Annotated in this window: 17 protein-coding genes and 1 pseudogene; 8 read left to right on the top strand and 10 right to left on the bottom strand. The window is 56.4% G+C overall.

The annotated features are described in order from the left end of the window. Positions 1 to 452 precede the first annotated feature (452 nt). The 7 genes and pseudogenes from rpmH to BBB56_RS17205 all read left to right on the top strand — a co-directional run bounded on the left by rpmH (position 453) and on the right by BBB56_RS17205 (position 6,143). Positions 453 to 593, top strand: a complete 141-nt coding sequence (rpmH, locus tag BBB56_RS17235; RefSeq protein ID WP_003849659.1) for a 50S ribosomal protein L34 — start codon at positions 453 to 455, stop codon at positions 591 to 593. A gap of 15 nt (positions 594 to 608) precedes the next feature. Then, the gene (gene rnpA, locus BBB56_RS17230; protein ID WP_123802169.1) at positions 609 to 968 is read left to right on the top strand and encodes a ribonuclease P protein component; all 360 of its coding nucleotides are present in this window, start codon (positions 609 to 611) and stop codon (positions 966 to 968) included. Further along, positions 932 to 1,190, top strand: a pseudogene (gene yidD / locus BBB56_RS17225) (membrane protein insertion efficiency factor YidD). The gene rnpA and the pseudogene yidD overlap by 37 nt, the downstream one beginning before the upstream one ends. 2 nt (positions 1,191 to 1,192) lie before the next feature. Further along, positions 1,193 to 2,839, top strand: a complete 1,647-nt coding sequence (gene yidC / locus BBB56_RS17220; RefSeq protein ID WP_123802167.1) for a membrane protein insertase YidC — start codon at positions 1,193 to 1,195, stop codon at positions 2,837 to 2,839. A gap of 79 nt (positions 2,840 to 2,918) precedes the next feature. Next, on the top strand, positions 2,919 to 4,283 hold the full coding sequence (gene mnmE, locus BBB56_RS17215; protein WP_123802166.1) for a tRNA uridine-5-carboxymethylaminomethyl(34) synthesis GTPase MnmE: 1,365 nt from the start codon (positions 2,919 to 2,921) through the stop codon (positions 4,281 to 4,283). A gap of 356 nt (positions 4,284 to 4,639) precedes the next feature. Beyond that, positions 4,640 to 5,230, top strand: coding sequence for a malonic semialdehyde reductase (locus BBB56_RS17210; RefSeq protein ID WP_123802165.1), 591 nt, complete (start codon positions 4,640 to 4,642; stop codon positions 5,228 to 5,230). Positions 5,231 to 5,393: 163 nt separating this feature from the next. Further along, positions 5,394 to 6,143: a 4'-phosphopantetheinyl transferase family protein gene (locus BBB56_RS17205; RefSeq protein WP_123802164.1), complete on the top strand. Its 750-nt coding sequence runs from the start codon at positions 5,394 to 5,396 to the stop codon at positions 6,141 to 6,143. 28 nt (positions 6,144 to 6,171) lie between these two features. Here the strand turns inward: BBB56_RS17205 and BBB56_RS17200 are convergent, their stop codons facing one another. Next, positions 6,172 to 7,485 (bottom strand): NCS2 family permease, encoded by a 1,314-nt coding sequence (locus BBB56_RS17200; RefSeq protein WP_123802163.1) that lies wholly within the window; start codon positions 7,483 to 7,485, stop codon positions 6,172 to 6,174. 148 nt (positions 7,486 to 7,633) lie between these two features. Between BBB56_RS17200 and yieH the strand changes: the two genes are divergently transcribed. Continuing rightward, positions 7,634 to 8,296: a 6-phosphogluconate phosphatase gene (gene yieH / locus BBB56_RS17195; protein WP_123802162.1), complete on the top strand. Its 663-nt coding sequence runs from the start codon at positions 7,634 to 7,636 to the stop codon at positions 8,294 to 8,296. A gap of 20 nt (positions 8,297 to 8,316) precedes the next feature. Here the strand turns inward: yieH and BBB56_RS17190 are convergent, their stop codons facing one another. The 9 genes from BBB56_RS17190 to BBB56_RS23810 form a co-directional block, all read right to left on the bottom strand. After that, entirely contained in the window at positions 8,317 to 9,552 is a 1,236-nt protein-coding gene (locus BBB56_RS17190) for an MFS transporter (protein ID WP_123802161.1), read from the bottom strand. A gap of 109 nt (positions 9,553 to 9,661) precedes the next feature. After that, entirely contained in the window at positions 9,662 to 10,396 is a 735-nt protein-coding gene (gene phoU, locus BBB56_RS17185) for a phosphate signaling complex protein PhoU (RefSeq protein ID WP_123802160.1), read from the bottom strand. Positions 10,397 to 10,413: 17 nt separating this feature from the next. Next, a complete protein-coding gene (gene pstB / locus BBB56_RS17180) occupies positions 10,414 to 11,187 on the bottom strand; it encodes a phosphate ABC transporter ATP-binding protein PstB (RefSeq protein ID WP_123802159.1) in 774 nt (257 codons plus the stop codon). 44 nt (positions 11,188 to 11,231) lie between these two features. Beyond that, positions 11,232 to 12,122 carry a phosphate ABC transporter permease PstA gene (pstA, locus tag BBB56_RS17175; protein WP_123802158.1) on the bottom strand — a complete coding sequence of 297 codons (891 nt, stop codon included), beginning with the start codon at positions 12,120 to 12,122 and terminating at the stop codon, positions 11,232 to 11,234. Further along, entirely contained in the window at positions 12,119 to 13,081 is a 963-nt protein-coding gene (gene pstC / locus BBB56_RS17170; protein WP_123802157.1) for a phosphate ABC transporter permease PstC, read from the bottom strand. The genes pstA and pstC overlap by 4 nt, the downstream gene beginning before the upstream one ends. Positions 13,082 to 13,164: 83 nt before the next feature. Beyond that, positions 13,165 to 14,208, bottom strand: coding sequence for a phosphate ABC transporter substrate-binding protein PstS (pstS, locus tag BBB56_RS17165; RefSeq protein WP_123802156.1), 1,044 nt, complete (start codon positions 14,206 to 14,208; stop codon positions 13,165 to 13,167). Between the two features lie 258 nt (positions 14,209 to 14,466). Beyond that, positions 14,467 to 15,276, bottom strand: coding sequence for a topoisomerase II (locus BBB56_RS17160; RefSeq protein ID WP_123802155.1), 810 nt, complete (start codon positions 15,274 to 15,276; stop codon positions 14,467 to 14,469). A gap of 162 nt (positions 15,277 to 15,438) precedes the next feature. Then, the gene (locus tag BBB56_RS17155) at positions 15,439 to 15,981 is read right to left on the bottom strand and encodes a DUF3916 domain-containing protein (RefSeq protein ID WP_123802154.1); all 543 of its coding nucleotides are present in this window, start codon (positions 15,979 to 15,981) and stop codon (positions 15,439 to 15,441) included. A 264-nt stretch (positions 15,982 to 16,245) separates the two neighbouring features. Then, positions 16,246 to 16,404: a hypothetical protein gene (locus tag BBB56_RS23810; protein WP_233593056.1), complete on the bottom strand. Its 159-nt coding sequence runs from the start codon at positions 16,402 to 16,404 to the stop codon at positions 16,246 to 16,248. Positions 16,405 to 16,410: the final 6 nt, after the last annotated feature.

Below are 16,410 nucleotides of genomic sequence, written 5' to 3'. Positions count from 1 at the left end.
CGGATCATAGCGCAAAGCGAGGCAGAGATCTTCACTTTCTACACAGTTTTGATCGTTTTTATCCACAGGCCGTGGACAGGTAAAACAGTTTACGCCTGCTGCGGCAAAAAGATGCGAGGATCGTCGGGAAAAGGATGATTTTTCAGGCAGCCTGGCGTTTTCCCTGTGAATAAAGGTCAGGCGATCGTAAGAAGATCCCGAACGATCCTTGCGCTTTGAAGTGGAGACCGTATAATTCTTCCCCCGGCGTTGTCGCGCTATGCCCAATGCCCGGACTCAGCGGGCTGTATCCGGGTTTCCAGGTACCGCGACCAGCGAAGTAAATTGACTCCGGACTGTACAATTATTACAATCCCGCCTCTTTATTAAAGACACATTGAGGCGTCGGTCGTTTTACTGGCCCACAAAACGCGTCACCCAGTGAAATTTTTCAAGTTTAGGTAGAAATCGCCATGAAACGCACTTTTCAACCGTCCGTACTGAAGCGCAACCGTTCTCACGGCTTCCGTGCTCGTATGGCAACTAAAAATGGTCGTCAGGTTCTGGCACGTCGTCGTGCTAAAGGCCGTTCTCGTCTGACCGTTTCTAAGTAATAAAAGCTAACCCTGGTGGGTAAGCTCGCATTTCCCAGGGAGTTACGTTTGTTAACTCCCACTCATTTCACTTTCGTCTTCCAGCAGCCACAACGGGCTGGCACGCCGCAAATCACCATACTCGGCCGCCTTAATTCGCTGGGGCATCCCCGCATCGGTCTTACCGTCGCTAAAAAGCACGTCAAGCGCGCGCATGAACGCAACCGGATCAAACGTCTGACCCGTGAAAGCTTTCGTCTGCGTCAGCATGAATTGCCGGCGATGGATTTTGTCGTTGTGGCAAAAAAGGGGATTGCCGATCTCGACAACCGTACGTTGGCGGAAGCGTTGGAGAAACTATGGCGTCGTCACTGTCGCCTGGCGCGCGGCTCCTGATCGTCCTGATACGCGTCTATCAGCGCGGCATCAGCCCTTTGCTGGGACCGCACTGCCGGTTTCAGCCAACCTGCTCTCATTATGGAATTGAGGCGTTACGCAGGTTTGGCCTGATAAAAGGCAGTTGGTTGACACTCAAACGCGTATTAAAATGCCACCCTTTGAACCCGGGTGGTGACGATCCTGTGCCGCCAAAAAACCATTGATACCAGAGAACATTAACGATGGATTCGCAACGCAATCTTTTTCTCATCGCTTTTCTGTTCGTGTCTTTCATGATCTGGCAAGCCTGGCAGACGGACCACGCTCCGCAGCCGCAGCAGACCCAGACCACGCAAAACACCAACAGCGCAGCAGGTGATGCCGCCAGCCAGGGCGTACCGGCCAGCGGCCAGGGCAAAACGATCACCGTTAAGACTGATGTCCTGTCATTGAATATCAACACCCGCGGTGGCGATGTCGAGCAAGCCCAACTGCTGACCTACCCGGATAAACTGGGTTCCGATCAGCCGTTCCAGCTGCTGGAAACCACGCCGTCCTTCGTTTATCAGGCACAGAGCGGGCTGACTGGCCGTAACGGCCCGGATAACCCGAATAACGGCGCGCGCCCGCTGTTCACCACGCAGCAGGATCATTTCGAAATGGCTGACGGCCAGACCGAACTGCGCGTGCCGATGACCTACACCGCTGAAAACGGCGTGGTCTACACCAAGACGTTCGTCTTCAAGCGCGGCGAATTCGCGGTGGACGTGAACTACAACGTCAACAACACCACGCAGCAGCCGCTGGAAGTGTCGCTGTTCGGCCAGCTGAAGCAGACCATCGATCTGCCGAAGCATCGCGACACCGGCAGCAACAACTTTGCGTTGCATACCTTCCGTGGCGCCGCCTACTCCACCAGCGAAGAGAAGTACGAAAAGTATAAGTTCGATACTATCGCGGATAACGAAAACCTGAACGCCACCACCAGCAACGGCTGGGTCGCGATGTTGCAGCAGTATTTCGCCACCGCATGGGTGCCGCGTACCGCTGGCAATAACGCGCTCTACACCAGCAACCTGGGCAACGGCATTGCGGCGATCGGCTACAAGTCCGCGCCGGTCACCATTGCAGCCGGTCAGCAGCAGGATCTGGGCGCAACGCTGTGGGTTGGACCGGAAATTCAGGACAAGATGGCCGCCGTGGCGCCGCATCTCGACCTGACCGTCGACTACGGCTGGCTGTGGTTTATCTCTCAGCCGCTGTTTAAGCTGCTGAAGTTCCTGCACAGCTTTATCGGTAACTGGGGCTTCTCCATTATCGTTATCACCTTCATCGTGCGCGGCATCATGTACCCGCTGACCAAAGCGCAGTACACCTCGATGGCGAAAATGCGCATGCTTCAGCCGAAGATTCAGGCGATGCGTGAACGTCTGGGCGACGACAAGCAGAAGATGAGCCAGGAGATGATGGCGCTGTATAAGGCGGAGAAGGTTAACCCGCTGGGCGGCTGTCTGCCGCTGGTTATCCAGATGCCGATCTTCCTTGCGCTCTACTACATGCTGTCTGGTTCAGTAGAACTGCGTCATGCGCCGTTTATCCTCTGGATCCATGACCTGTCGGCGCAGGACCCGTACTACATCCTGCCGATTCTGATGGGCATCACCATGTTCTTCATCCAGAAGATGTCACCGACCACCGTGACCGATCCGATGCAGCAGAAGATCATGACCTATATGCCGGTTATCTTTACCGTGTTCTTCCTGTGGTTCCCGTCAGGTCTGGTGCTGTACTACATCGTCAGCAACCTGGTGACCATTCTCCAGCAGCAGCTGATTTATCGCGGGCTGGAAAAACGCGGTCTGCACAGCCGCGACAAGAAGAAGGCGTAACGCGCTTACGCCCGTCTGACAATCTGGTTTACCCTGAGGCGGTCATTAGACCGCCTTATTTTTTAGCGAGAGAAAATCCATGAGCCACAGCGATACTATCGTCGCCCAGGCGACGCCACCCGGACGCGGCGGCGTCGGTATTTTGCGTATCTCCGGCGCGCGCGCCGCTGAGGTCGCGCAGCAGGTGCTCGGCAAGCTGCCGAAGGCGCGCTACGCCGACTATCTGCCGTTCAAAGACGCCGACGGCAGCGTGCTGGATCAGGGCATCGCGCTGTGGTTTCCCGGCCCGAACTCCTTTACCGGCGAGGATGTGCTGGAGCTACAGGGCCACGGCGGCCCGGTGATCCTCGATCTGCTGCTGAAACGTATTGTCGCTCTGCCGGGCGTGCGCATCGCCCAGCCGGGCGAGTTCTCGGAGCGCGCCTTTCTTAACGATAAGCTGGATCTGGCGCAGGCCGAAGCGATTGCCGATCTGATTGACGCCAGCTCCGAGCAGGCGGCGCGTTCGGCGGTCAACTCGCTACAGGGCGCCTTCTCGACCCGCATCAATCAGCTGGTTGAAGCCCTCACTCATCTGCGTATCTACGTGGAAGCGGCTATCGACTTTCCCGATGAGGAGATCGATTTCCTCTCTGACGGCAAGATTGAGGCGCAGCTTGATGAGGTCATCGGCGATCTGGACGGCGTGCGCGCCGAAGCGCGTCAGGGCAGCCTGCTGCGTGAAGGGATGAAGGTAGTTATCGCCGGTCGTCCCAATGCCGGCAAATCCAGCCTGCTGAACGCGCTGGCCGGACGCGAGGCGGCTATCGTCACCGATATTGCGGGCACCACGCGCGACGTGCTGCGCGAGCATATTCATATCGACGGCATGCCGCTGCATATTATCGATACGGCCGGCCTGCGCGAAGCCAGCGATGAGGTCGAACGCATCGGCATCGAGCGCGCCTGGCAGGAGATCGAACAGGCCGATCGCGTGCTGTTTATGGTGGACGGCACCACCACTGAGGCGACAGAAGCCGCGCAAATCTGGCCGGACTTCGTTTCGCGCCTGCCTGCGTCACTGCCGATTACCGTGGTGCGCAATAAAGCCGACGTCACGGGCGAAACGCTGGGCCTGACGGAAGTAAACAGCCACTCACTGATTCGCCTTTCGGCGCGGACCGGTGAAGGGGTCGATGTGCTGCGCGATCACCTGAAACAGTCGATGGGCTTTTCCGGCAATATGGAAGGCGGCTTCCTGGCGCGCCGTCGTCATCTTCAGGCGCTGGAGTTAGCGGCGACTCATCTTCAGCAGGGCAAGGCGCAGCTGCTGGGCGCCTGGGCGGGCGAGCTGCTGGCGGAAGAGCTGCGGCTGGCGCAGCAGGCGCTGAGCGAAATCACCGGCGAGTTCACCTCTGACGATCTGCTGGGACGGATATTCTCCAGTTTCTGTATCGGGAAATAAGCGCTTCCCCTCTTCTACCCGCTGCCGGACGGACGCGACGTCTTTGACGCTTGTCCGGCGCTGCGCCGCCGCTTGCGGAATACGAGCCGCCGCGCGCAACAGCCGGACGAACCGCGGCAGGCCCCGTCTGTCCTGGCGCATTTCGGAGAGCCTGCCGCCGGGTTATTTGCGCCTTTGTCATTTGGCGGCGGCAAATCATTGAGGTATAACAGGCAGAGCCGCAGGCTGATCATCAGTCTGCGGCTCTGCTTTTTTTATTTCTTTCGCAGAGCGCAACACCACGCCGGCTTTTCCGGCCGCGCCTTCCACCCAGGTAAGCATTAGGCGGCTGCTTCCGCCTGACAAAGGAGAGTAAAATGCCTTCACCGCTCGACCAACATGCGTTAGATCAGCTATTCAACGACGCCCGCACTCATAGCTACTGGCAGGATAAACCGCTGGAAGAGGGCATTCTGGAGCAGCTCTACGCGCTGACTGCGCTGGGACCGACGTCGGCGAACTGCTCGCCGGGCCGCTTTGTGTTTGTGACCTCGCAGGAAGGCAAAGAGAAGCTGAAGCCTGCGCTCTCATCCGGCAACCTGGAAAAAACCATGACCGCGCCGGTTACGGTGATCGTGGCTCATGATATGGCGTTCTATGAGCAGCTGCCGCAGCTGTTTCCGCACGCCGACGCGCGCAGCTGGTTTACCGGCAGCCCGGAGCTGGCCAGAGAGACGGCTTTCCGCAACAGCAGCCTGGAGGCAGGCTATCTGATCCTGGCCGCGCGCGCGCTTGGTCTGGATGCCGGTCCGATGTCGGGCTTCGATCCGTCGAAAATCAACGAGGCTTTTTTCGCCGACAGCAGCTGGCAGGTCAATATGTTGATCAATCTCGGCTACGGCAACCATGAAAAGCTGCATCCGCGTTTGCCGCGTCTGCCTTTTGAACAGGCGTGCAAGTTAGCCTGACAGCCCTGCGCGGCTGCCTCACGATGCGGCAGCTGCCTTTTCCCGCCCCGAATCAGCCAATTCTGAATATTGCGTCATTCTGACGTATGCCGGATGCAATGTGCTCAGAAAATTCTTACAATGCGCGTCTGATGATTAAGTGACCATTTTCACGGAGCGACAGATGGCAAGTCATTTTGTACGTTGGATGGGCGACCCCGGCATTGCCGCCGACGCCATGCGCATGCCGCAGGATGTGCTGGATCAGGCACGCCAGCTTCCCGATAAGCGCCGCGGGCGCTTTCTGATTGCCCGCCTGATGCTGGCTCAGCTTATGCTGCGCGTTTACGGCATTAATACTCTTCCAGCCCTGATTACCCAGAGCAATGGTCGGCCAGCCTTTGCCGATCGCGATCTGCCTGACTTCAGCATCGCTTATGCAGGAAATATGGTCGGGGTGCTGCTGGCGGAAGAAGGCGGCCGCGCGGGGCTGGATATGGAGATCGTACGCGCCCACAGCCGCCAGACGCAGGAGCAGCTTATGCAGGCGCTGACCTCTGGCGAGCGCGCCTGGATCAATGCGCAGCAGGATTTTATGGAAGCGGTGACGCAGATCTGGACGCTGCGCCAGAGCATTCTCAAGCTGACCGGCGAAGGTAGCGATCATATGGAGTCGCTTCAGCTGCACCCCGCAGCCGGACGCCTGCGCTCGATAAGCTACCCCGATATTCAGGCGGTGTGCGACGCAGAACCAACCCTGGTCTGGTCATGCGCCCTGTCGCCTGCCACGCAGCGTCTGCACTTATGGGAAGTGGATGCGGCGCGCCAGTGGCATGCGCTGCGCGACGTGGAGATGAATAAGCCGAATATTGGTCCGCGCACGCTGCGTCTGACCAGCTCGCCGCTGGAGCGCAGCGCGCATCCCCAGATGTAAAACAGGCCGCGTAAGCGGCCTGTTTCTTTTAATGCGCGTCTATAAACGCGATTTTCAGAACGAACAGCAGCGCCACCACCACCACGCACGGCGTGATTTCGCGCCAGCGGCCGGTGCCGAGCTTCATCACGCAGTAGGCGATAAAGCCCAACGCAATGCCTTCGGTAATCGAGAAGCTGAACGGCATCATGGCGGCGGTAACAAAGGCAGGCACCGCCTCAGTCAGATCGTCCCAGCGCACGCGCGACAGGCTGGCGGTCATCAGCACGCCTACGTAGATCAGCGCGCCTGCGGCCGCATAGCCCGGCACCATTGCCGCCAGCGGCGACAGGAACATCACCAGCAGAAACAGCACGCCGGTCACAACCGCCATCAGGCCGGTGCGGCCACCCACCGCCACGCCGGAAGAGCTTTCGATGTAAGCGGTCACTGACGATGTCCCCGCCAGCGCGCCCGTTACCGAACTGAAGCTATCGACAAACAGCGCCTGCTTCATGCGCGGGAAGGTGCCTTTTTCGTCCGCCAGGCCCGCTTTATCGGTCACGCCGATCAGGGTGCCGGAAGAGTCGAACAGATTGACCAGCATAAAGGAGAAGATCACGCCCGCCATGCCGATATTGAACGCGCCTTTAATATCGACCTGACCGACCACGCTGCCGATAGAAGGCGGCGCGGAAAACAAGCCAACGAATTTTACGTCGCCCACCGCCCAGCCAATCGCCGTTGTCACCACCATGGAAATCAGCACCGCCGCATGAATGTTGCGCGACGCCAGAACGGCAATGATAAAGAAGCCCAGCGCGCCAAGCAGCACGCTGTGCGAGGTCAGGTTGCCCACTGCGGCGATAGTGTCGGGATTCGCCACGATAATGCCGGCGTTTTTCAGCCCCATCATGGCGATAAACAGGCCGATACCGGCGGTAATCCCCACGCGCAGGCTCAGCGGAATATTGGCGATCATCCAGTAGCGCACGCGCAGCAGCGTCAGGATCAGCAGTCCCAGTGCGCCCCAGAAAATCGCGCCCATGCCCACCTGCCATGAGTAGCCCATCGCGCCGACCACCACAAAGGCAAAGAAGGCGTTGAGTCCCATCGCGGGCGCCAGCGCCACCGGCAGGTTAGCGAACAGCCCCATCAGGATACTGCCGAAGGCGGCAATCAGGCAGGTGGTGACAAAAACCGCCTGCGTATCCATTCCCGCCACGCCAAGGATCTGGGGGTTAACAAAGACGATGTAGACCATCGTCAGGAAAGTTGTGAAACCGGCAATAATCTCGGTACGCACCGTGGTGCCGTGTTCGTGCAGCCTGAATACGCGCTGCAAAAGGCCTTGTTTACTCATGCCAGCAATCCTGATGAAAAGAAGTCGGCGCGTATCCTGACCGCTTTGCCGCATCAATACAATGATTTTTCGCAACCGTTTCCGGGATCGCAATCCGCGGCGATTAGGTTAAAGTGTGGGCTACCCTGCAACAGAAGGATCCTGAGAAATGTCAGTAGACTGTGTGTTTTTTGACTGCGACGGCACGCTGGTGGACAGCGAGCTGCTCTGTACCCAGGCGTACGTCAATACGTTTGCGCGCTATGGTATTACCTGTTCGTTACAGGAGATGTTCGAGAAGTACAAAGGGGTGCAACTCTACGACATCATTCGCGACGTGGCGCACGCGCATCAGACCACGCTGCCGCAGGAGCGTTTCGAAACCGACTACCGTGCCGAAGTGGCGCGGCTGTTTGACCAGTCGCTGACGCCGATCCCCGGCGCAAAGGCGCTGATAGAGAAGATCACCGTTCCGATGTGCGTGGTCTCTAACGGAACGGTAAAGAAGATGCAGCACTCGCTGGGCCTGACCGGCATGCTGCCCTGGTTTGCTGATCGCCTTTACAGCGGCTATGACATCTCCAGCTGGAAACCCCGCCCTGAACTGATGTACTACGCCGCTGAACAGATGCAGGTGCCTGTCGAGCGCTGCATTCTGGTCGATGACTCGGAAGCAGGCGCCCGCGCAGGCATCGCAGCGGGCATCCCTGTGTTCTACTACTGCGCCGACGCGCACAATCCCGGCATCGATCATCCGCTGGTGACGCGCTTTACGGATATGGCGCAACTGCCTGCGCTGTGGCAGGCGCGCGGCTGGCAGCTAACCAGCTGACGGCCGCAGGCCTGAACCACTCAGCCAATCGCGCCCAGCGAATCCTCGTTGCCCTGCTTTTTCGGCAGCAGAAACAGCGTGGCGAAAATATCCAGCAGGTAGATGAGCGCCAGCAGCGTAATCGCCGCCACAAAGGATATTTTCGCCGCCAGCAGACCAATCACCAGCGGACCGAAACCGCCGACGCCGCGCCCCAGGTTAAACAGCACGTTCTGCGCCGTCGCGCGCGCCTGCGGCGGAAAGGTATCGGAAATCAGCGCGCCGTAGCCGCCGATCATGCCGTTGACGAACATGCCCATCAGCGCGCCGGTAAACAGCATCACCGTAGGGTCGCGCAACTGCGCGTAGATCACCACCATCGCCACGGCGCCGAACTGATACAGCAGGAAAATTTTCCAGCGCGCAAAGCGGTCCGCCAGCACGCCGAACAGCCAGATGCCAAAGGTCATGCCGACCACCGTCACCGCCGTCCAGAGTCCTGACTTCGTCAGGCTGAAGCCGAAGTTGGCGGAGAGATAGCTTGGCATCCAGATCATCAGGCCGTAGTAGCCGAAGTTCTGTACCGAGGTAAGGATAAAGATGCCCAGACTGGCCTTTGCCGTCGCACGATCCTGTACCAGCATTTTCAGCCGGGCGGCAAAGGAAAGTGAGGGCGTGCGATTCACCTGACGGGTAAAGGCTTCCGGTTCGCCCATGCTGCGCCGCAGCACAAATGACAGCAAGGCAGGCAGCAGCCCGACCAGAAACATGCCGCGCCAGCCAATCACGCCAAGCAGCGGCGGCGTAATAAAGGCGGCCAGCAATACGCCGAGCTGCCAGCCGATGCCGACCCATGCCGAGGCGCGGTTGCGCTTTTCCACGGGCCAGGCTTCGGCGATCAGCGCCATGCCGATGCCAAACTCACCGCCCAGCCCCATACCGGCCAGCGTACGGTACGCCAGCAGATCCCAGTAGCCCTGCGCCACTGCGCACAAGCCGGTGAAGATCGAGAACATCAGGATCGTCACCGTAAGAATGCGAATGCGCCCGAAGCGATCGCTGAGATGACCAAACAGAATGCCGCCGACGACTGCGCCAATCAGGGTCCAGGTCACCAGCGAACCCGCCTGAGAAGGTTCCAGCGCCAGCGACAGGCTAATAGCCGGCAGCATAAATCCCAGGATCAGCAGATCGAATCCATCCATTGCGTAACCACTGACCGCGGCCAGCATCGCCTTTGCAGGCGTCACGCTCTGCTTACTGCGGGAAAGAGACATGAATCAGCACCTTAATGAAGAAAAAGTGTGCTGATTATATAAAGGAAACGGTTGCGTATAACAGAAAAAGCGGCAAGCCGTGCGCCAGCGCGCGCACGGCAGAGCGCCATCAGGAGGGTTTGTTAGAGCCGTCGTCGCCGGAAAGCAGCTCATCCAGCCTGTCGCCGCCAACGTGGCGGAAGTCCTGACCCTTAACAAAATAGAAGATGATTTCGCAGATGTTCTGGCAGCGATCGCCGATGCGCTCAATGGCGCGCGCGCAGAACAGCGCGGTCAGCACGCTGGGAATGGTGCGCGGATCTTCCATCATGTAGGTCATCAACTGACGCACAATGCCTTCGTACTCTTTATCGACCTTTTTATCTTCGCGGTAGATATTAATGGCTTCGTTGAGATCCATACGCGCGAACGCATCCAGCACGTCGTGCAGCATCTCGACGGTATGACGGCCCAGCGACTCCAGGCTCACCAGCAGCGGCATATGCTGCTGGCCGAATTTTTCCAGCGCGGTGCGGCTGATTTTCTCCGCCACGTCGCCGATGCGCTCCAGTTCGGAAATAGTCTTGATGATCGCCATTACCAGTCGCAGGTCGCTGGCGGTAGGCTGACGTTTGGCGATGATGCGCACGCAGGCTTCATCAATCTCCACCTCCATCATATTGACCTTCTGATCGCCGTCGATCACGCGCTGCGCCAGCTCGCCGTCAAGGTTGTGCATCGCGGTGATGGCGTCGGTAAGCTGCTGCTCAACCATACCGCCCATAATCATCACCTGGGTGCGAATATGTTCCAGCTCCGCATTGAACTGACCGGAGATATGCTTGTTCAGGTTAAGGTTATCCATGGTTATCTCCTGATAAATCAGCCGTAGCGGCCTGTAATATAGTCTTCGGTCTGCTTCTGCGCCGGCTTGGTAAAGAGCCTGTCCGTATTGCTGAACTCAATCAGCTCGCCCAGATACATAAAGGCGGTATGGTCAGAACAGCGCGCCGCCTGCTGCATATTGTGGGTGACGATCACCACGGTGTAGTCCTGCTTCAGCTCGGTGATCAGCTCTTCGATACGGCCGGTGGAAATCGGATCGAGCGCTGAACAAGGTTCGTCCAGCAGCAGCACCTCCGGGCGAATCGCAATGCCGCGCGCAATGCACAGACGCTGCTGCTGACCGCCGGAAAGACTGTAACCGCTCTGATGTAGCTTGTCTTTGGTTTCATTCCACAGGGCGGCCTTGCTCAACGCCCACTGCACGCGCTCGTCCATATCGGCGCGCGACAGCTTTTCAAACAGACGCACGCCAAAGGCGATATTGTCGTAAATCGACATGGGAAAGGGCGTCGGCTTCTGGAACACCATGCCGACGCGGGCGCGCAGCAGGGCGATGTCCTGATGTGAAGCCAGAATGTTTTCGCCATCCAGCAAAATATCGCCTTCGGCGCGCTGCTCAGGGTAGAGCGAATACATTTTATTAAAGGTGCGCAGCAGCGTCGATTTACCGCAGCCTGAAGGTCCGATAAAGGCTGTGACCTGATTCTTTGCTATATCCAGATTGATATTCTTCAGCGCGTGAAATTTGCCGTAATAGAAGTTCAGGTTTCGTACCTGAATTTTACCGCCGTTTGCAGTCGCAATACTCATTGCTCGTCTCTCTTAAACAACGCCGCGCAGGGCAGCGCCGAAAATTATCCGTGTTTGCTCTTGGTGAAAATCACGCGAGCCAGAATGTTCAGCAGCAGCACGCAGAGCGTGATAATCAGTACGCCCGCCCATGCCAGGCTTTGCCACTCGGCAAAAGGACTCATAGCGAATTTAAAGATGGTGACCGGCAGGTTCGCCAGCGGCTGCATCATGTCGGTAGACCAGAACTGGTTCGACAGCGCGGTAAACAGCAGCGGCGCGGTTTCGCCTGCAATACGGGCCACCGCCAGCAGGACGCCGGTCAGAATGCCCGACACTGACGCCTTTAGCGTGATGGCGGAGATCATCTTCCATTTCGGCGTACCCAGCGCGTAGGCGGCTTCACGCATACTGTCAGGCACCAGGCGCAGCATATTTTCGGTGGTGCGGATCACGATGGGGATTTGCAGCAGCGCCAGCGCGATTACGCCTGCCCAGCCGGAAAAGTGCTGCATCTGCGCCACCACGATGGTGTAAACAAACAGCCCCACCACAATGGAGGGCGCCGAAAGCAAAATGTCATTGATAAAGCGGATCACCTCGGCCAGCGCCGACTTGCGGCCATATTCCGCCAGATAAACCCCTGCCAGAATCCCCAGCGGCGTTCCCACCACGGTAGACCAGAAGATCAGCAGGCCGCTGCCCGCCAGGGCGTTAGCCAGACCGCCGCCTGCGGTATTGGGCGGCGGGGTTGATTCGGTAAACAGCGACCAGCTCAACCCATCGACGCCACGGGTGATGGTGGTGAACAGGATCCACACCAGCCAGAACAGACCAAAGGCCATCGTCAGCAGCGACAGCGTCAGCGCGATCTTGTTCTTGGTGCTGCGCCAGGACTGCATTTTGCGCCGCGACGCATCCAGTTCGGCGCGAGCCTGTAATTCAATGGTGGTCATGAGCGCGCTCCTTCACTTTTCGTCAGGCGCAGGATCATCAGCTTAGAGATCGCCAGAACGATAAAGGTGATAACAAACAGGATCAGTCCCAGCTCCATCAGCGCAGCCACATGCACGCCTGACTCCGCTTCGGCAAATTCATTCGCCAGCGCGGAGGTGATGCTGTTACCCGGCATAAACAGCGAGGCGCTGTCGAGCTGGTAGGTGTTGCCGATGATAAAGGTCACGGCCATGGTTTCGCCCAGCGCGCGCCCCAGACCCAGCATTACGCCGCCAATCACGCCGTTTTTGGTAAAAGGCAGCACGATGCGCCAGATAACTTCCCAGGTGGTGCAGCCGATGCCGTACGCCGACTCTTTCATCATGACCGGCGTTTGCTCAAACACATCGCGCATCACCGAAGCGATATAGGGGATGATCATAATGGCCAGAATGATGCCTGCCGCGAGGATGCCGATACCAAAAGCCGGCCCGGAAAACAGGGTGCCGACAAAAGGTATAGCCGACATCACCTCACCCACCGGCGTCTGAAAATATTCGGCAAACAGAGGAGCGAAGATAAACAGCCCCCACATGCCGTATACGATGCTGGGAATAGCCGCCAGCAGCTCAATCGCGGTGCCAAGCGGACGACGCAGCCAGCCGGGCGCCAGTTCGGTCAGAAACAGCGCAATGCCAAAGCTCACCGGCACGGCGATAATTAACGCGATTAACGAGGTGACAAGGGTGCCGTAGATAGGCACCAGCGCGCCAAATTCTTCATTGGGCGCATCCCAGGTTTTCGACCACAGGAAAGAGAAACCAAATTTCTGAATGCTCGGCCAGGAGGAGACAATCAGGGAGACGATAATGCCGCCCAACAGCAATAGCACAATCAGCGCCGCCAGTTTAACCAGCGCGCCGAAAATCATGTCACCTTGCTTACCGGGGGCTTTGAATGCCGGCTTCGTTGCAGCCATAGAAGTCTCATTCTCAGAAGGTTGTCAGGGCGGCCAATGACCGCCCATCGTTCCGGCCGGACAGGTATCCGGCGGTTATTCACTTATTGATAAAGCGCTTTGCCTGAACTGTCTTTGATATTGGCTTTCCATGCATCGCGAATCTGCTGGGTTACGCTATCCGGCAGGGTGGCGTAATCCAGGCTGGTCGCCGTTTTATCGCCATTCTTATAGGCCCAGTCGAAGAACTTCAGCACTTCGCTACCTTTCTCAGCATTAGCCTGATCTTTGTAGATCAGAATGAAGGTCGTTGAGGTGATCGGCCACGCATCATTGCCTTTCTGGTAGGTCAGGTCCTGAGCAAAGGATTTGCTCCAGTCCGCGCCTTTCGCCGCGTTAGAGAAGCTGGTTTCGCTCGGCGCGACCGGCTTGCCGTCGGCATCAACCAGTTTGGTGTAGGTCAGGTTGTTCTGCTTAGCGTAAGCGTATTCCACATAGCCGATAGAGCCAGGCAGACGCTGAACGAACGCGGCGACGCCGTCGTTGCCTTTACCGCCCAGCCCAGTCGGCCAGTTTACGGTGTTGCCTTTGCCGATTTTGCTGCTCCACTCTTCATTCACTTTCGCCAGGTAGCTGGTGAAGACGAAAGAGGTGCCGGAACCATCAGCGCGACGGACGACGTTGATGTTGGTGTCTGGCAGTTTTACGCCCGGATTCAGCTTAGTGATGGCGGCATCGTTCCACTTTTTGATCTTACCCAGATAGATGTCACCGACCGTTTTACCGTCGAGCGTCAGTTCGCCGGATTTCACGCCCGGAATATTAACGGCCAGCACAACGCCGCCAATCACCGTCGGGAACTGGAACAGGCCATTTTTTTGCAGGTCTTCATCTTTCATTGGCGCATCAGAGGCGCCAAAATCCACGGTTTTAGCGATGATCTGTTTTACGCCGCCGGATGAGCCGATGCCCTGGTAGTTAATTTTGCTACCGGTAGCTTGCTGATATTCTGCTGCCCACTTGGCATAAACCGGCGCCGGGAAAGTACCGCCCGCGCCCGTCAGATCGGTCGCTGCAAAAGCAGAAACCGTGCTTACGGCGAGAGTGGCGGTAAGAATTCGGGCTACGGTGCTACGCATCAGTGTCATGTTCCCTCCAGGGGAGTTTATCTCAGGCTTGAAGCCGTTGTAGTTGGAGTCAGTGATTGCTGCTGGAGGCAAAATAGGACAGTTTGATGACAGTGAAATGTAGGAAATGTGACAGATTTATGACAGCAGGAAGCTGTGTAAGAAGGCGAGAATTGCGGCTGGCGGCTGTATACAGGTAACAGAGACTGGTTTTTATCCTTCCTCAGCCTTCACGCGCTTCTCAGCTCCGCCTCACTACAGCCTGTAACGGCTGGCGTCTTAGTCCGCCAGCGCCATACGGATAAATCCTGCGGCTTCGCTTTTGGGTAAGGAAAGCACGTTGCTCCACAACGCTTTATAAATTTCACAGGCGATTTTTTCATTGCCGATTCCTTTGCGCGGGTCGCTTAAGATTTGCAGATGCTGCCCGTACTGCGGCGTCATGCTCTGTACCAGCCGTTGCGCATTTCGCTGCGCGATTTGTCGTTCTTCACTGGTGATGATATGCCGGTTGGGTCCATAAGCGGAGCGCATCATCGCCACGTCAGCCTCTATTCGCTGTAAAAGAATCGATTGAGGGAGAATGTTTGTGGGGTTTATTCCCCCTTTGACCGCAGGAAAAAGGAAGCGGTAACAGGCGTCGTCGCTGTATTTTTGCACTGCCGCAATCTGTGCAACACTGGCTTGCATAACCGCCACCACCTGCTCGTCTGGCGCAAAGGCTATCCGACTTTTCTGTATGGCTAATATTTGCGGCTGGATAGCGTCGATAACCTGCTGTTCGCTCTGGCCTGCCTTAAGCATGGCCAGTACCTGAGCACGGATCTGCTGAAACTTTTGCGGTTCCTGCTCTTTGAGGACCTGATAAATGGGCATGCCTGCTATGGCCGCATCAATCTTTTGCTCTGTATTTTGTTTAGCTGAGCGATTTAAATAATGGACGTCAATAATGTTCCAGCCAACGATCCCTGCCAGCGCTAGCGCGATCGCGCCGCCTCGTCCGATCCACCCCTTTTTGCGCAGCGATGCGGCAATCGCTGTAAGCACAGCCCCGATATAGCCAGCCAGGAAAATGTGCGTCCAGTCCATCGTCTCTGTCCTTGATTTTTGTGATCGTGCTTATTAACGCTGAAGTGAGCCTGGCGCTTTGCCCTGCCCTTGCTGAGTAGCGCGCATAATAACCCCGGCCACACTGTTAAAGTAAAAACCCCAGCCGCTAAGGACTGGAATGCTTTTATCAACAATAAAATTTCACTTTTTATTTACCTCACCAATATACCAGTGCTCAGAAAGATAAATCTCGCCCTCATCATTTTCGCAGGCTCTTAATATTCCTGATTCTGCAAAACCTTTCGGCAATTCCAAATTAAAATCCTTTACCAGGCTTCGTCCATGTAACAAACTTAACTGTCCAAAAATATTATTTCCTGGCTGTGTGTGCATGTTGAAATACTCCTCAGAAGTAAACAAGCACAGCTCACTAGAAAACATGTCCGGCAGAACAATACTGCAAGTAACTCTTATCTCATCTTTATCAGCAGGTTTAGACTGATAAAGATCGTATGCGGCGTTTATCAACATTTGTGCACAATATGACTGAATGTTACGACTAGTCTGTTTCCCCTGAACTAATGAAAAATGCACAGGTATTTTGACATTCCAATAACCATAAGAGTAGTCTTCATCGGCAATTGTTGGAAAGTTAGATATATAAGATTCAGACCACTTTTTTAATGATCGTAGCCTGCGTGGAATCCCTCGCAACTTCTTATCACTCACTGCCAGTTGTCGCATTACCTTTTCCTGCCCTTCGCTGCTTCAGTCCTGGACTTATTAATAGCCCCACCCAGATTTAACAACACTTTAAATTTCCCTTTACTGTCAAACAGTTCAAGATGATTTTTATGTTATCCATTAAGATAAAATTGATCACCTTTCTTTATCACTTCGCCAGTATTACTGTTTGCGTTGTAAATACTCTGACCTTGCTATATTTGGCAACGTTTTTGTGCGCCATTCTTAATCTGAGTGCCAGGCCATAATTGGCAAGGAATTTTTTCATATTCCCGACAGCCCCGGCATCTGGAACATGTGGCGCTTTCTTGCCCGGTCATATATTCCGGCCAGCATCCCACCAGTGGCTTCCAGCTCTGCCTGATTCCCTTCGGATGCCTGTTTGATCGTATCAGCTACCGCAGACCAGGTATCGCTGCTCATCAACGC

Origin of the sequence: Candidatus Pantoea deserta, assembly GCF_003813865.1 — a bacterium.
GTDB classification, from domain to species: Bacteria; Pseudomonadota; Gammaproteobacteria; order Enterobacterales; family Enterobacteriaceae; genus Pantoea; species Pantoea deserta.
This window is presented reverse-complemented; position numbering and strand designations above follow the sequence as displayed.

What these genes read in the sequence shown, in the direction of transcription:
- BBB56_RS17200 (WP_123802163.1), bottom strand. Translation starts at nt 7,485, where the DNA reads ATGAGTAAACAAGGCCTTTTGCAGCGCGTATTCAGGCTGCACGAACAC.
- pstC (WP_123802157.1), bottom strand. Translation starts at nt 13,081, where the DNA reads ATGGCTGCAACGAAGCCGGCATTCAAAGCCCCCGGTAAGCAAGGTGAC.
- BBB56_RS17205 (WP_123802164.1), top strand. Translation starts at nt 5,394, where the DNA reads ATGGCAAGTCATTTTGTACGTTGGATGGGCGACCCCGGCATTGCCGCC.
- BBB56_RS17210 (WP_123802165.1), top strand. Translation starts at nt 4,640, where the DNA reads ATGCCTTCACCGCTCGACCAACATGCGTTAGATCAGCTATTCAACGAC.
- BBB56_RS23810 (WP_233593056.1), bottom strand. Translation starts at nt 16,404, where the DNA reads ATGAGCAGCGATACCTGGTCTGCGGTAGCTGATACGATCAAACAGGCA.
- pstB (WP_123802159.1), bottom strand. Translation starts at nt 11,187, where the DNA reads ATGAGTATTGCGACTGCAAACGGCGGTAAAATTCAGGTACGAAACCTG.
- BBB56_RS17190 (WP_123802161.1), bottom strand. Translation starts at nt 9,552, where the DNA reads ATGTCTCTTTCCCGCAGTAAGCAGAGCGTGACGCCTGCAAAGGCGATG.
- rpmH (WP_003849659.1), top strand. Translation starts at nt 453, where the DNA reads ATGAAACGCACTTTTCAACCGTCCGTACTGAAGCGCAACCGTTCTCAC.
- yieH (WP_123802162.1), top strand. Translation starts at nt 7,634, where the DNA reads ATGTCAGTAGACTGTGTGTTTTTTGACTGCGACGGCACGCTGGTGGAC.
- pstA (WP_123802158.1), bottom strand. Translation starts at nt 12,122, where the DNA reads ATGACCACCATTGAATTACAGGCTCGCGCCGAACTGGATGCGTCGCGG.
- phoU (WP_123802160.1), bottom strand. Translation starts at nt 10,396, where the DNA reads ATGGATAACCTTAACCTGAACAAGCATATCTCCGGTCAGTTCAATGCG.
- mnmE (WP_123802166.1), top strand. Translation starts at nt 2,919, where the DNA reads ATGAGCCACAGCGATACTATCGTCGCCCAGGCGACGCCACCCGGACGC.
- BBB56_RS17160 (WP_123802155.1), bottom strand. Translation starts at nt 15,276, where the DNA reads ATGGACTGGACGCACATTTTCCTGGCTGGCTATATCGGGGCTGTGCTT.
- pstS (WP_123802156.1), bottom strand. Translation starts at nt 14,208, where the DNA reads ATGACACTGATGCGTAGCACCGTAGCCCGAATTCTTACCGCCACTCTC.
- BBB56_RS17155 (WP_123802154.1), bottom strand. Translation starts at nt 15,981, where the DNA reads ATGCGACAACTGGCAGTGAGTGATAAGAAGTTGCGAGGGATTCCACGC.
- yidC (WP_123802167.1), top strand. Translation starts at nt 1,193, where the DNA reads ATGGATTCGCAACGCAATCTTTTTCTCATCGCTTTTCTGTTCGTGTCT.